The 14,345-nt window shown below is 62.5% G+C and carries 16 protein-coding genes and 2 pseudogenes; 9 read left to right on the forward strand and 9 right to left on the reverse strand.

Annotated features, from left to right (window positions below; genetic code table 11):
- Positions 1-126 precede the first annotated feature (126 nt).
- The 3 genes and pseudogenes from NG900_RS21235 to NG900_RS21245 all read right to left on the reverse strand — a co-directional run bounded on the left by NG900_RS21235 (position 127) and on the right by NG900_RS21245 (position 1,882).
- Positions 127-711, reverse strand: a complete 585-nt coding sequence (locus NG900_RS21235; protein ID WP_252683419.1) for a response regulator — start codon at positions 709-711, stop codon at positions 127-129.
- A gap of 179 nt (positions 712-890) precedes the next feature.
- Positions 891-1,076, reverse strand: a pseudogene (locus NG900_RS21240) (methyl-accepting chemotaxis protein); the annotation flags it as partial.
- A 17-nt stretch (positions 1,077-1,093) separates the two neighbouring features.
- Positions 1,094-1,882 (reverse strand): SDR family NAD(P)-dependent oxidoreductase, encoded by a 789-nt coding sequence (locus NG900_RS21245; RefSeq protein ID WP_252683421.1) that lies wholly within the window; start codon positions 1,880-1,882, stop codon positions 1,094-1,096.
- Positions 1,883-2,170: 288 nt separating this feature from the next.
- On the opposite strand from NG900_RS21245, the gene NG900_RS21250 reads away from it, so the two are divergent.
- Positions 2,171-2,662, forward strand: coding sequence for a MarR family winged helix-turn-helix transcriptional regulator (locus NG900_RS21250; RefSeq protein WP_252683423.1), 492 nt, complete (start codon positions 2,171-2,173; stop codon positions 2,660-2,662).
- A gap of 34 nt (positions 2,663-2,696) precedes the next feature.
- On the opposite strand, the gene NG900_RS21255 is transcribed toward NG900_RS21250, so the two are convergent.
- From NG900_RS21255 to NG900_RS21265, 3 genes are all read right to left on the reverse strand, one after another.
- A complete protein-coding gene (locus NG900_RS21255; RefSeq protein WP_252683425.1) occupies positions 2,697-3,413 on the reverse strand; it encodes a response regulator in 717 nt (238 codons plus the stop codon).
- Positions 3,410-4,111 (reverse strand): response regulator, encoded by a 702-nt coding sequence (locus tag NG900_RS21260; protein WP_252683427.1) that lies wholly within the window; start codon positions 4,109-4,111, stop codon positions 3,410-3,412. Before NG900_RS21260 ends, NG900_RS21255 begins: the two co-directional genes overlap by 4 nt.
- 338 nt (positions 4,112-4,449) lie before the next feature.
- A complete protein-coding gene (locus NG900_RS21265) occupies positions 4,450-5,049 on the reverse strand; it encodes an undecaprenyl-diphosphatase (protein ID WP_252683428.1) in 600 nt (199 codons plus the stop codon).
- 287 nt (positions 5,050-5,336) lie between these two features.
- Between NG900_RS21265 and NG900_RS21270 the strand changes: the two genes are divergently transcribed.
- Positions 5,337-6,704 carry a sensor domain-containing diguanylate cyclase gene (locus tag NG900_RS21270; protein ID WP_252683430.1) on the forward strand — a complete coding sequence of 456 codons (1,368 nt, stop codon included), beginning with the start codon at positions 5,337-5,339 and terminating at the stop codon, positions 6,702-6,704.
- Positions 6,705-7,049: 345 nt separating this feature from the next.
- Here NG900_RS21270 and NG900_RS21275 read toward each other — a convergent pair whose 3' ends face one another.
- Complete coding sequence (locus NG900_RS21275; protein WP_252683432.1) at positions 7,050-7,967, reverse strand: LysR family transcriptional regulator; 918 nt, start codon at positions 7,965-7,967, stop codon at positions 7,050-7,052.
- Positions 7,968-8,160: 193 nt separating this feature from the next.
- On the opposite strand from NG900_RS21275, the gene NG900_RS21280 reads away from it, so the two are divergent.
- Positions 8,161-8,910 carry an SDR family NAD(P)-dependent oxidoreductase gene (locus NG900_RS21280; protein ID WP_252683434.1) on the forward strand — a complete coding sequence of 250 codons (750 nt, stop codon included), beginning with the start codon at positions 8,161-8,163 and terminating at the stop codon, positions 8,908-8,910.
- A gap of 90 nt (positions 8,911-9,000) precedes the next feature.
- Here NG900_RS21280 and NG900_RS21285 read toward each other — a convergent pair whose 3' ends face one another.
- A complete protein-coding gene (locus NG900_RS21285) occupies positions 9,001-10,371 on the reverse strand; it encodes an APC family permease (protein WP_252683436.1) in 1,371 nt (456 codons plus the stop codon).
- A gap of 79 nt (positions 10,372-10,450) precedes the next feature.
- Positions 10,451-10,737: pseudogene (locus tag NG900_RS26765) on the reverse strand (hypothetical protein).
- 559 nt (positions 10,738-11,296) lie between these two features.
- Between NG900_RS26765 and NG900_RS21290 the strand changes: the two are divergent.
- From NG900_RS21290 to NG900_RS21315, 6 genes are all read left to right on the forward strand, one after another.
- Positions 11,297-11,956 (forward strand): hypothetical protein, encoded by a 660-nt coding sequence (locus NG900_RS21290; RefSeq protein WP_252683438.1) that lies wholly within the window; start codon positions 11,297-11,299, stop codon positions 11,954-11,956.
- A 96-nt stretch (positions 11,957-12,052) separates the two neighbouring features.
- Positions 12,053-12,319, forward strand: a complete 267-nt coding sequence (locus tag NG900_RS21295) for a helix-turn-helix transcriptional regulator (RefSeq protein ID WP_252683440.1) — start codon at positions 12,053-12,055, stop codon at positions 12,317-12,319.
- Between the two features lie 13 nt (positions 12,320-12,332).
- On the forward strand, positions 12,333-12,506 hold the full coding sequence (locus tag NG900_RS21300; protein ID WP_252683442.1) for a hypothetical protein: 174 nt from the start codon (positions 12,333-12,335) through the stop codon (positions 12,504-12,506).
- A complete protein-coding gene (locus tag NG900_RS21305; protein WP_252683444.1) occupies positions 12,503-12,886 on the forward strand; it encodes a hypothetical protein in 384 nt (127 codons plus the stop codon). The genes NG900_RS21300 and NG900_RS21305 overlap by 4 nt, the downstream gene beginning before the upstream one ends.
- Complete coding sequence (locus tag NG900_RS21310) at positions 12,883-13,752, forward strand: hypothetical protein (protein WP_252683446.1); 870 nt, start codon at positions 12,883-12,885, stop codon at positions 13,750-13,752. The genes NG900_RS21305 and NG900_RS21310 overlap by 4 nt, the downstream gene beginning before the upstream one ends.
- A 288-nt stretch (positions 13,753-14,040) precedes the next feature.
- A complete protein-coding gene (locus tag NG900_RS21315; protein ID WP_252683448.1) occupies positions 14,041-14,214 on the forward strand; it encodes a hypothetical protein in 174 nt (57 codons plus the stop codon).
- Positions 14,215-14,345 lie beyond the last annotated feature (131 nt).

The raw sequence follows: 14,345 nt of genomic DNA on the forward strand, positions 1-14,345 counted from the left end.
GAAGGACGGCTGTTTTCGATTATGATTCGGGCCGAAGCTTGAATGACAGTTTCACAGCTTCATATCGACCTTAAGGGGCCGCCTACACAGCGGCCTCTTTTTTTTCGCGCGCAAAACCTGCGGGTTTCAGGTGGCGAGCCCGACCTTCCTCGATATGCGGTGCTTGAAGGTGGAGACGGTCTTCGGAGAGATGCCCAGCCGCTTGGCGATCTCGGTGTTCCGGTGGCCTTCTGCCAGCAGCTGGTTCACGCGCATCTCGCGCTGGGTGAGCGTGGCGATGCCACCGCCTTCGGCGGGGCTCATCGCCGTGGTCGGAAACGCGAGATAGCCTCGCGCCGCCAGCAGCAGCGCTGCCGTCAGCACGGATGTCGCCTCCGACTTCGGGACGTACGCATTGGCGCCCGCGAGAAAGGCCAGCCGGGCTTCGTTGCCTGTGGTGTCGGAAGAGGTCATCACGAAGCCGATGTCCTGGCGCTGCGCACGCACGCGGCGTACGAGCTCCAGGCCGTCGAGGTTGGGCAGGTTGATATCGACGATGGCGAGCTTCGGGGCCGCCGAGCGCACCAGTTGCAGCCCCTGCGCGCCGTCGGCGGCGGTGGCAACCAACTGCAGTTGGGGGGAGCCGGCAAGCAAGGCCTGGATAGACTCCAGGACGATTGGATGGTCGTCAATCGCGACGACAGAGTAAAACGTGGGATCTACGGTGGACATGGTCGCTGGCGTTCGCACGGGTTGGACTTTCCGCCACGTTCCGTTGCAAAAACACGGCGGATTCCATGGTGCGAGTGCGCCCGTGCAAGCCAGGTTCCGCGCGGTACAGGTTTGCACCGAACAGGCGTCAGATCCTTGTCAATTGCAACGTAGGGTCACAAGCCATGCCCTCCGCCGGCTCAAGCGAGGCGGAACACATCCACCGCGCCGCGCAATTCCTGCGCTTGCTGGCGCAGGCTTTCGGCAGCAGCGGCGGCCTCTTCCACCAGCGCAGCGTTCTGCTGCGTCACCTCGTCCATCACCGTGACAGCCCGGTTGACCTCTTCAATGCCCTGAGACTGCTCGCGCGAGGCATGGTCGTTCTCCGTCAAACAGGTCGACGTCAGAACGCCGACTTCACCACCCCGCCATCCACCCGCAGCGCAGCACCGGTGGTGGCCGACGACAACGGGCTGGCCACGTAGGCGACCAGGTTGGCCACCTCCTGCGTCGTGGCAAAGCGCTTGATGAGCGAGGTCGGCCGGGCGGTCTCGAAGAAGGTTTTCTCGAAGGCCTCGAAGCTCTGGCCGCCCGAGAGCTTGCCGACAAACTCATCCACGCCTTCCGAGCGCGTCGGCCCGGGCAGCACGGCATTCACGGTGACGGCCGTGCCGGCGGTCAGTTCGGCCAACCCGCGCGAGAGGCCCAGCAGCGCCGTCTTCGTCACACCGTAGTGGATCATCTCGGCCGGAATCTGCACGCCGCTCTCGCTGCTGATGAAGACGATCCGGCCCCAGTTCTGTGCACGCATGCCGGGCAGGTACGCGCGCGAAAGCCGCACGCCGCTCATCACGTTCACGTTGAAGAAACGCAGCCACTCGGCGTCGTCGATGTCTTCGAACGGCTTCGGATCGAAGATACCGAGGTTGTTGACGAGGATGTCGACCGCGGGGAAGCGGCCCAGCAGCGCGTCGACCTGAGCCGGGTTGGACAAATCGCCCGCAAAGCCTTCGACCTGGGCGTCGGGCACCTCGGTGCGCAACCGCGCAATCGCATCGGAGACCGAGCCTTCGGTGCGGCCGTTGACGATCACGCGGGCGCCTTCGGCGGCGAGTGCTACAGCAATGGCATGTCCGATGCCCTTGGTCGAGCCCGTGACGAGGGCTAGCTTGTTCTGAAGGTGGAGGTTCATGGCGTGCAAAAAAGGAATATGGAGGAGGAGGAGCACGCCGCGCCACTTGGTGCTGGGGCGACGTTTCAACCATGATACGAAGCCCCCCGGCCCTTGGCAGCCGCAATCGTTTTGCAGCGGTATCCAACGAGATTTGATGGTCAGCGTTGGTGTCGATCCCGGCTTGACGGCCTGGGCAAGCGACGATTAGTGTGCAATGGAGCACGCCCCGCGCGAATCGGGGAAACAGACAGGGAACGCATGGCGTGCCATACAAGCCGGATCACCGGCAGAACGGGGAGCACCACCATGAGCATCGACGTACAGACACCTGAGGCCGCCGCCGGCAACAGCGCCATCGAAGGCGCTTACCAGATTGACACCATGGACCGCGAAACCAACGTCGGCCGGCTCGTGCAGCGGGTCCGGCATGCGCTGGTGACGCATATCGACAGCGCCATGGCCTCGCTGGACCTGACAGCCGCGCAGTGGACCGTGGTCATCTACCTTGCGGAAGACCTGGCGACCACGCCAGCCGAACTCTCGCGCCTGTTGCACTACGATCCAGGTGCGATGACGCGACTGATCGATCGGCTGGAGAAGAAGAACATCGTCAAGCGCGCCCCGAGCGATGCGGACCGCCGCTCGGTGGTGGTCTCGCTCACCGAACAGGGCCGTGCGCTGTATCCGGAGATCCGGCCCTTGATCATCGACGTGCTGAACCACCTGCTGCGCGGGTTCTCGCAGACCGAGGTCAAGCAGTTGGAAAACCTGCTGCTGCGCGTGCTGCACAACGCCTGATCGATTCGGGCGCTGGCAATGCTGCGCGGCAGTCTCAGCCGGCGGTGCTGCCGGCGCGCAGGTTGTCGCGCTGGCGGCGCAGTTCTGCCAGCGTATCGGGTGCATCGATGGGAATGGCGGCAGCCTGCTTCAGCACCGCCTCCAATGCGCCGGCACGCTGCGCGATCGTGCCCTGCTCCACGGCCAGGGCCGCGCCTTTGATGCGATGCGCCGCATGGCGGAGCCCTTCCAGGTCGGCCGCAGCGATGGCATGGGCCAGGCGCTCCAGATCCTCGTCGAGCGACTCCAGATAGACCGACCAAAGATCGCGCCCGACCGCGGCCGTGACGGGCATGTGAGCCTGCACATCATCAGCACGGTCACACCACAGCGCGAGCAGGTCGCGCAGGACGTCTTCGCGAATCGGCTTGGTCAGCATGCCGTCCATTCCGCTCGCCATGACGCGCTGCTGGTGTTCGTCGTCGGTGGCCGAAGAGATGGCGAGGATGGGCATATGAGCGCCCGTGCCGGACTCATGCGCACGAATGCGCTCGGCCACGGCATAGCCATCGAGATCAGGCAACTGGCAATCCAGCAGGATCAGATCAAACGGCTGCGCGCCAGCCTTCTCCAGCGCCTGCGCGCCATCGGCGGCGAGTTCGACATCGCAGTCGAGTTCGCGCAGCTGGTATTCGAGGATCAGCAGGTTGGCCGGCTGGTCATCGACCACCAGCACGCGGGGGCGCGGCCGGACAGGCTGGCCAGCGCTCATTGCCCCTCCAGCTCGTGCTTGATCTTGAAGAGTTCGGTGTCGGTACGGATGCCGAGCTTGCGATAGGCGGATTGCTTCTGCGAGCTGATGGTCTTGATGCTGCGTGCGAACTTCTCGGCAATGTCCGTCACCGACATGCCGTCGAGGCAGCAGCGCAGTACTTCGCGCTCACGCGGGCTCAGTTCAGGGCGATCGACCAGGGCGGCGAGATCGCCAGCGGCCCCGTCGGCTGCAGCAGCCGGCGCATCGGCCAGCGCATCGCGTTCCATCTCGGCGGCCAGGGTGTCGTTCAGGCGTTTGCCGCCCGTGGCCACGGTGCGGATGGCGCGCACCAGTTCCGACAGCTCTTCTTCCTTGCCGACAAACCCGCGCGCGCCGGCATGCATGACCATGCCGACCGTCGCCTTGTTGTGGTGCGCCGAAGCCACCAGGATCTTCAAATCCGGATACCGCACGCGAATCAGGCGGATCAGGTTCAGCCCGTCGATTTCGGCGGGCCCGAGCGAGTAGTCCATCAGCAGGACGTCCACTTCGACGGCGCTGTCCTTGAGCGCCTGCACCACCTCGCGGCCCGACGCAAACAGGGCTGTGACCTCGATGTCCGATTCCTGCTTCAGGCGCGCGGCCAAGCCATGGCGGACGACCGCATGGTCATCGAGCACGACCACGCGAATCGGTCGGGTCGCGGTCCAGTTCATGTTGGCAGATTCCTATTCGACTTGTTTTGATTGACTGCACAGGCTGGCTCTAATGTGCCACAACGTCACAGCGGGATATAACACGTAGGCACAAATTTTGGGCCAAAACGGCTCCGCCGCAATGGGCGCCCGATATGACGAGGCCATGCCCGTCCGGCAAAACGGGCACATATTAATGTCTTTATGACCTGTGCTGAATGCAATCAAATAGATACCGAGCGTTGCGGCAGCTCGGGTTCCATGCAGGCCGCCGGCGATGCAGCCGGGATGAAGCGGGCCGTGTCCCCTGTTTGCGCTGCCAAGTCGGGCAGATGGCCCGGGTACAGCGACGTTGCCGCTTACTTACGCACCCAGCCGCGCCGCACGCACGGCGCAAGCACCACGCCGTGCACCGCCAGCCCCAGGCGGTGCAGCGGCTCGGACAGCGTATGTGCCACGCGCCCGCTGCACAGCCATGCGCTCAGGGCCGCTACGGCCGCCGCGCCGAGCATGTCGAACGGATAGTGCACACCGAGGTAGATGCGCGCCCAGGCCATCGGCAAGCCCAGCAGCGCTAGCAGCACCCCGGTGCGACGCAGGCGCGCGTTCCACATCAGGCTGAACGCCACGGTCCAGAGTACGGTCAGGTGATCGCTCGGGAACGAGGAGTCCGGCACGTGCGGCAGCAGGTTGGTCCCCAACCCGATTGCAAACGGCCGCGGGTGATACCACACCAGGCCAAGCCCGACGTTGATCAGCAGCGCCAGCACCGTGGCCACGGCGGTCTGCAACGCCTGGCGGCGCGTGGTGGGCGCCCCCCACAACCAGCCAGCCACGAGCGTGAGCGGCACCAGCCAGATGGCGTATTCAGCAAAGGCCATCGCCAGCCAGACCGTGGTGACGGCAGGGTCGGCGGGTGCGTTGATCCAGAGAAACAGTGTGTGATTGAGCGATTCCATACAGCATCGGCCCGCAGACCGGAGTGATTCGACAGCGGTGGTTGGTCCGGCCGAGGGTACGGGACGTTCCCTTCAATTCGCTTGGAGCCGGCCAGCGCACAAGCCTACGGTGTCAGACTTAGCCCAGCCGTAGCACCAGCGGATCATTGCCTAGGCTTTTCGCACCGCCTGCCGGTGCCTATGATGTAGGCACCTCGACGCGCAGCCGGGCGGGCTACCGCATGCCGGAAGACACAACAAGGCGCCCGGCAGGCATCGAACACCACAGTCAAAACCCTGGGGGGTGGATGGAAAGTTTCCTGATTCAGCGGGCTACGCGCCGGCAAGCGGTCAGTGCCGGCACGGTGGCGCTGCTGATCTTGCTCACGCTGGCGCTGGCCGCGCCGCGCGCCGGCGTGCAATGGCCAGCAATCCACCCATTCATGCCGATGTGCGCATTGACGGTGTTCACCACGGCCGGCATTGCGGCGTTCCTTCTGGGCGCGCAGTTCACCGTCACGCGGCAGCCAATGCTGGGCGCGCTGGGAGGCGCATATGCCTTCACCGCGCTGGCCGTTGCCCTGCAATTGCTGATGTTCCCGGGCGTGTTCTCCCCGACGGGCCTGCTCGGCGCCCGCCCCACGAGCGCCGTGTGGATGTGGGTGTTCTGGCACGGCGGCTTTCCGCTGTTCGTGACCCTGGCGGTGCTCATGCGCGACCGGCTCTCGCGCGATGCCATTCCCGCCGGGCGGGTCGGCCTATGGGCTTGGCTCCTGATCGGCGGACCGGTGGCGGTGGGTGCCATGCTGTGCGGCTTCGCGCTGGTGACCAACCTGCCGCCACCACTGCATGCGACCAACAGCGACAACCCGGTGGCAGTCATCCTGTGGGCAATCAACGCCATCGCCGTGCTGCTGGTAGTCGCCAAGAGCCGCCTGCGCGGCGTGCTCGACGTGTGGCTGGCCGTTGCCGCCCTGGCCTGCCTGACCGACACCACCCTCAACCTGCTGAGCACCGACCGCTTTACCGTCGGCTGGTACGTGGCACGCTTGTTCAGCATGCTGGCGCCCGGCGTGTTGGTGTGCGTGCTGGTGTGGGAAGTCACGGCGCTGTACCGGCGCCTGTTCGAAGCGCATGTGTCGCTGCGGCAAGCGTCCATGCGTGATGCGCTGACCGGCCTGTACAACCGCAGCTATTTCAACGAGCAGATCGGCACGACGATCAGCGCTGCGCAGCACGCGGGGCAGCCGCTCTCGCTGGTGATGGTCGATGTGGACCACTTCAAGCGCTACAACGACGCATTCGGCCACCTCAAGGGCGACGCCTGCCTGGCGGCCGTAGCCGATGCGCTAGCCGGCGTGGTGCGCCGCCCGGCCGATTTCATCGTCCGCTACGGTGGCGAAGAGTTCGTCGTCGTGCTGCCCGAAACCGATGCACAGGCCGCACAGGACCTGGCCGAGCGCGCGCGTGAAGCGGTGCTGCGTCTGCGCATCGAAGCCACCGCGCCGTCGCGCTACGTGACCGTCAGCGCCGGCTGCGCCACGGCCGCGCCGGGCACAGGCACCTTCTCCATCGACATGCTGGTCGAAACCGCCGATGCCGCGCTGTACCGGGCCAAGGCGGCCGGGCGCAATCTGGTGATCAGCGCGCAGGCGCTGCCGGCTGCGCTCACGTAGCGCAAGTCAAACGCTCAAACCCTCTGAGCGTTCGACTTGCCCGTCTTTGCTGTCTTCTTTATTTCTTCTGTATATAAAAATAGTAGTAGTAGATAACGGTGGATCGTTTCTGTGGATAGCTGCAGAAAACGCTTTTGCGTCAACTGCTTGCGAAATGCACAACCCATCGGACAGAGTGTGCCGTTGCGTGGATGAGTCGTGCAAAGCGCGTCCCACCCCTCGGCATACGCCAAAGTTATTCCAATGCTGTGGACAACCTGACCCCGGACAGCGAACACAGTTGTCCCTGAAGTTCTTCACGCGCTTATCCACAGCGACAATCACGACCGTGACCGTGCACCATGGTTACTGTGTCGGCCCCCGCCCCAGTCGCGCCGGGAAAAACTCCACCAGCCAATCAATGAATACTCTCAGACGATGCGTGACATGGCGCGTCTGCGGATAGACGACGTGGAACGGGTAAGGCGCCGGCCGCCACGGCTTCAGGATTTCCACCATCGCGCCGTCGTTGATCGCCGCTTCAGCCGCATAACCAAAGGTCTGCACGATGCCCAGGCCGGCAAGACACGCGGCCAGATGCGCATTGCTCTCGTTCACGCTGATGCGATGCTCGACCTTGATCTCGGTCTTTTCGCCGTCGCGCTCGAAGCGGAATGGAACCGACCGGCCCGTCTGGCTAAAGACATAGCTCACCAGCCGGTGGCCATTCCTCAACTCGTCGGGATAGGCCGGCGTCCCGTATTGCCGGAGGTATTCCGGGGTGGCGCACGTGATCAGGGACGCATCGCCCAGGTGGCGTGCGACCAGGGACGAGTTATCCAGCGGGCCACCACGGATCACGCAGTCGACGTTGTCCGCGATCAGATCCACCGAGCGGTCTGACACGCCCAAGTCGATCCGGATCTCGGGATAGCGCGCAGCGAACTCAGGCAGCAGAGGAATGAGCACGTCCCGCGCGGTCGAGCCGCCGACATCGATGCGCAAGGACCCGCGCGGCCGCCCGCGTGCGAGGCTGAGCGAGGCGTCGATGTCTTCCAGGTCGCGCAGGATTCGCGTGCTCTTGGCGTAGTAGTCCTCACCTTCGGGCGTCACCGTCACGCGCCGTGTCGTCCGCTGCAGCAGGCGCACACCCAGATGGGCCTCCAACTCCTGTACCTGCTTGCTGACCGTGGCGATGGGCATGTCAAGCGAATCGGCCGCCCGCGTAAAGCTGCCCGCTTCCACCACCCGCGCAAAAGAGCGCATTGCCAGTAGTTGATCCATTCAAACGTCCCTGCCGCCGTGCGACCTCAAAATATCCACAGTTGTGGATAGTCATTCCATTTATATCGCTTTTTCGAAAAATAGGTGGGCCCTACAGTGTGTCCATGCCCGACGCGACGGGGAAATGCAAAGCAAAGCAAGCCCCGCCCCGAGGTCATTCATCCAAACCTGAAATCACGACATGGAGCACATCATGAGCAAGCAACTGGAAGGCAAGATCGCACTCGTCACGGGTGGCAGCAGCGGTATCGGTCTTGGCGCAGCCAAGGAGCTCGCGGCCCAAGGCGCGCGCGTATTTATCACTGGCCGCCGTCAGGCCGAGCTGGATGAGGCCGTCGCAGAGATCGGCGCTGGAGCCACCGCATTGCGGGCCGATGTGTCGGTGCTCTCCGATCTCGACGCCGTCTATGCCCAGATCGCCAAGGTAGCCGGCAGGCTGGACATCTTGTTCGCCAATGCCGGCGGTGGCGACATGATGCCGCTGGGTGCCATCACCGAAGAGCATTTCGACCGAATCTTCGGGACGAATGTGCGCGGCGTGCTGTTCACCGTGCAGAAAGCCCTGCCGCTGCTGACCGACGGCGCGTCGATCATCCTCACATCGTCCACGGTGTCCGTGCAAGGCACGGCCAACTTCAGCGTCTACAGCGCCAGCAAGGCGGCAGTGCGCAACTTCGCTCGCTCATGGGTAATGGATCTGAAGGATCGCGGTATCCGCGTGAATGTGGTGAGCCCGGGCCCCATCCGTACGCCGGGCCTTGGCGGCCTGGCGTCGGATGAAACGCGCCAGGGCCTGTTCGACTTCCTCGCCGCACAAGTGCCGCTGGGCCGCTTGGGGGAGCCATCCGAAGTGGGCAAGGCTGTCGCGTTTCTTGCCTCTGATGCCGCCAGCTTTATCAATGGCATCGAGTTGTTTGTTGATGGAGGAATGGCGCAGGTCTGAGCGATGGGCTCGCCGCCCGTTTGGCGCCGGGTGAATGGCAACGGATGTTGTCGCGCCGTCTGAGTGGGCGGCGCTTCGCGCGGGGCCAGTTCAGGCAGAGCGAGCCAACCAGATCTTTTTACGGTTCAGCAGCAGCGGAATGACACCGATGGCGATGCCGCCCATCCCCACGACATTGGTGACCCAGTCAAAGGTCGGGATGCTGTAGAGCGCGATAAAGAAGAGGAAGAGCCCGCTTGCTACCGGCCAGATGACATGGGTGATGGCGACCCACGGCCCCTGCGTCAGCACCTTGCGGTAGTACCAGCCACAGGCCAGCCCAGTGAGCCCAAGGTAGAAGCAGATCTGGAAGCCGATGGCGGTAATCGAATCCTGCAGGATGACGTTGATCGTCGGCAAATAAGACGACACGAACAGCAGTGCGAGTCCCGTGAGCCAGATGAAGAAGATGGCGATGTGCGGCGTGCGCCAAACTGGATGCAGACGCGCATAGCGAGCGTGCAGTGCGCCGTCGCGGCTTTTGGCAAAAAGTGTGCGCGTGAACTGCAGCATCTGGGTTTCGACCGTTCCCACCGTGCTCAGCAATACCGCGACGATCGCGACGTAACCCCAGGTCGGCCCAAACAGCTTCTCGGCAATGGCGAAAATGATGTTCGTGTTGTAGTGCTGAATCTCGGCATCCGACAGACCAAGCTGCGTAATGACGATGAAGACGAGGAAGAACACCATCAAGAACACCATCGACCAGAACGCGGCACGACCGGGAGTGCGGTTAGCGTCGCGCGTCTCTTCGCTGAGGTTCATTGTCACGTCCCAGCCGTAAAAGAAGAAGATCGCCACCAACGCGCCGTTCGCGAACAGCTTGGGCGTGAACGCGAAAGGCCAGAACCAGACCCACGAGAAGGGGTGCTGTGGCGCACGCGGGAACACGATGAAACTCGCGACGATGATCACGAGCAGGATGACACCCTCGACGATCGTCATCAGCACCTGCACGTAGCTGGTGAGCTTGATGCCCTTGACGACCACCACGCTGACAAACGTGAGCCATGCCGCCGCGATCAGCGTCACGTAGTGCACGTTGTTCATCATGGGCCGATCAAAGATCAGCAGTGTGGCATTCGCCGCCGGAATCATGGCAGACACCATGAACACGCAGCACAGCACCAGCAGCGCCCAGCCTGCAAGGAAGCCGAGCGCGCGCCCGAATACCATGCTCACCCACGAGTAAGAGGTGCCGGCGCTCGCCAGGGCGCGGTTCATGTTGATGAACGCGTACGCGATGCCAAACATGATGAGGCCGCACACCAGGATGCTCGCCGGCGACTGCGTGCCTGCCGTCCCGATGATGGTGGAAGTCGTGATCTCGATGCTGTAGGCCGGTGCAGTACCGGCGATACCCATGATCACCGATTCGACGATGCCCAGGGAATCGGCATTGAGCTTGGCTGGCTGGTCCATGGGTGCACGACTCCCGATCGACATTGGGCAATGGATAAATTTTTACCCTGTGCCGGATATGCAGGCAATAGGGCCCGCCCTAGGGCGAGTCAGTGTCTTGGGCGACGGCTGTTGGCACATCCCCCGTTTGCTGATCGACATCACGCCCCCGGAGTGACATCGAAGCGTACGCATCCATTGCATCGACAAAGCTTTTAATGACTGCCGGCGGGAATGACTGCGTGGAGGAGACCTGAAGCTCCGCGCGCGGCACACGTGGCTGGGCATTGGCCGTGTGTGCACATGACGGTGCGTGCGCTTGAGATACGCCAGTGCTGCTGGTGCGGGTGGAGAGGGGTAGGAGGCGGGCCACGTCGCGTCGGAAATTGGCTTAGGAGCCTCCTTGGGGTTGAAGGCGCCCCACCATCTCGGCGCTAACCGGGGGGTCACGGCCCGTTGCCAAACGGCTTAAGCAGTGCGCCTGGCCGGTTTCGTCTTCGGTTTGCGAGACATAAACCCTCCTTGAGGGCAAGTTATGCCTTGAACACAAAGTTACTCACAGGCCCGGCCAGCGATAAAAAGCCCGCGAGGCTTTGCAGCATCGCGGGCTTTTTTTTTGGCATCGCACTTGTCAGGCTTTGCCGATGAATCTGTGGACCGAAGGGCTACAAAACAGTTGCCGCAAAGCCACAAAAACAAAGGCACTGTGAAAAATCGCCTTTGCATATACCCCCAAAAATACCCCCACCCTAGGGCTGCTGTCCACCGATCGACCGGCAGTCACTCGCATGCCATAGCCTACTGCTCCGCTCGCTCATACGCCACGATGCGGGGAGCGGCGTTACGCTGGCGGCGTGTGCGGCGAACGCCTGAAGACGAGTTGTTCGGTTGGTATGTTGAAAATTTGAGTAAGGGGTTGAGAGTGAAGAAGGCGGAGTTCGATGCAATGATCTTGTCCAAGATTCAGGAGCTAGCGCCGGGCTCGGTCGCAGACGCTAAGGTGACGTGGGACATCGACATGCTCTTGACCGGCGACGCGACCTTTCGTGCCCCAACGATTGGAGACACTGACCCAAAGACTACCGCGAGGCGCCTATTGCGGGAGCACTGTGAAGCAACCCTGCGTGGTGACGAACCGAGCAAGGTCTACCAAACGTGGTTTGCCTTGGTCGGTTTGGCCTATCTCGACGGCGAGATTGAAACGATAGAGTCGGCCCTGAAGTTGAATGGTAGACAAGGCCGGCCCAGTCCCACGCTCGAACAAATTGAAGCCGTCCGAGCTGCATACCAGAGCGCATGGCCGAAGGGCCACCCTGGTTATGTCTTGCCCGAAGGCTGTGAAACTGCCTCTGATGGACACGCACTCACTCCCAAAGGCGCTGATCCGGCCGAATTCGCAACGCTTCTTTTGAAGCTCACACGCGAGAGCGAAGTGGAGCATGAGCGCCACGCGCGCGGACTCGAACTTGCGTATGAGGCGCTGCATGGTGAAAACGTAGTCAAAGCTCGGCGCTCCCTGACCGATAAAGAGTATTACAAGCGGATGGACAGGGTTAAGGCGCTCCTCCAGCGTTACGGGAATATCTGGCTCGATGACACCCCTTAAACATTCAATCTTTTCAGTGGTTCTCCCGCTCTACGCCCATCACTAGAGTGCTCCTGTTGACCCGGATGGGCCGGGTCATACGAGACAGGAGCATGCATGACGCAAAGCAGTCACCTCGCCGCTTCGGTGGCATCCCTCCCGGTCGCCCATCACGCGGCCATCACCACGAACGCGGCACCCTACCAGCGCGTCATGCGTATGAAAGACGTGTCGGCATACGTCGCGCTCGGAAAATCCACCCTTTACGCCATGATCTCCGAAGGAGTATTCCCTCCTCCGGACGTTCAGCTCGGCCCCAACGCCAAAGGCTGGTTGGTTGAAAGTCTCGAAGCTTGGTTGACCTCTCGCCGCATCGCGCACTGACGGAGCGACAGCCATGATCGAAATCGACATTCCAGAGCACACGTTCGCCATGGTGGAACTGCTCGCCCAGGCGGAGAACATGACGCCTGCCGCCCTGCTTGATTGGATGGTCATCGAGTATCGAACCGCCGACGAGCGCGCGTTGATCGCAGAGTCCGCGCTAAATATGAAGGGGAACAAACGATGACACGCGAGGAATTCCAGAAAGGTGGCGAAGCCCTGCACGCTGCCCGCGACTGGTTGCTTGATGCATCGCAATGGCATCCCGTTGCAGGAACGGTGGCGCACCTTTTCACAGACAGCGACCTCGCGAGCCTCTTGGAGGGTGCGCAGATCGACGGCGAGCAAGACATTGGCGGTCCGGTCGTCGTGCTCTATGGCTGGCTATCTCCGAACCACGGTATGGACGGGACAGGGGGTGGCTACGCCTTCCTGTGCGTGCGTGAGAAGGGTGAAGGCGACGACGGCGAGCTGCGCCATATGGTGTTCATGCCTACCCGGCCCTATGAGCCGGGCGATGAATACGGTCTGCTCGCCGGACACGAAGACACAGCGCCTGTCGCATGAGTGCCCAGTCCACTCAATCGGAAGGGCTGCAAGGGGTTGCCGGTATCGGGCCGATCAGCCCAATTGGCGATACGTCTCAGCGTCCGCTGTCGGTCCTGCTGGCCGCTATCGGTCCCTATGAGTTGGCTCACCATCGGGATCGGCTAGCCACCCAGCACCGCCACAAGCTGGTGCAGGCTTACCAGCGGGCCATGGCGACCGGAAAGCGGGAACTTGCGTTCTTGCTGAGCGAAGCGCTGACCGCTCGGCGTGCCCCGCTCCCGCCATGCTTTCGCCTGGACGACGCACACCGGGTGGCCGACATGGCGTTCGACCTGCTGGCGCATGACCTCCAGTGGATCAGAACGATGTATCCGGAGCAGTGGCGGAAAGCGTCCGGTAGCTACGCGAGCCTGCTGCATGGCGAGGGCGATAGCTGGCTTCCCCGAGCGGAATATCTGTGGACGACCAAGCATCAGGCCAAGACCTGGATTCTCGTTCGCCAGATGGCTCTCACCGTCGACCAGCAGTGGGAGTGCAACGTGCTTCGCAGTCAGCCAGTCAGGCATGCCGCACAGGGTCTACGGTATCGGCGCGTGAAGACCCACAAGGCGATCATGGCGCAGCTACCGGAAGCGAAGCGACGGCAGGGCGAAGGCGAGGCGACGCATACTTTGGAACGGCGCTACCGCATTTGGCTGTGCGGAGAGATGACTGGACGCAGCCCGACCAAGACAGCCCGCCTATACGGTCTCTGGCAAGACATTGACATGCGCACCAGCACCGCTGCGCGTGATCTCGATTGGGTGTTCTACAACGTCTCCGAATCGCGCGGCAGCAGAAGCGCGAAGACGAGCAAATTCGAGATGCCCTGGGACATGCAGTGAGGGAGGGATGGTGTCTCCGGGAATCTATAGATTCCCGGTATGTTCCTTCTCACCATAAACCCTTGTGCCACAACGCTCTATGCTGAGAAAAAACACACCCCAAGTTTCCAATTCTTGAGCTGCCTATTTTCTCAGCAACCGGCGCGCTGGCCGACCTTTCCAGCCAGCGCCTCGCCTTGTTGTAAACCGCGTCGCGCATCGACACAATCGACCATCCCGGCGACCGCGCGTGCGCACCATCGGCACGTGCGCCGACCAGGGCAACCCAACGAAAGGAGAACTCCCCCCATGCAACATGCACAGCAACACGACATCGACAACTATTTCGAAGTCATCGACCAGATGGACATCACCAGCACCATCCGGCACGGACACACGACGATCCATATTGGCACGCTCGAAGGTGCGCTAGTGACTGGCATCTACCACGAAGCTGAAAGCGTCGGCGCCATCATCTACTGACCCTTCAGCCTTCCCGCCTTTGCGTCGTCTGTTCTGACGACGTGTCACGCGATCAGTCATAGCTGACTGACATTCGTCCCCGCGTCGCACCGGCCAACCGGCAATCACGCGCGGCTACAGACCTAGCCCCT

It is taken from the genome of Ralstonia soli (assembly GCF_023955655.1).
In the GTDB taxonomy this organism is placed as follows: domain Bacteria; phylum Pseudomonadota; class Gammaproteobacteria; order Burkholderiales; family Burkholderiaceae; genus Ralstonia; species Ralstonia soli.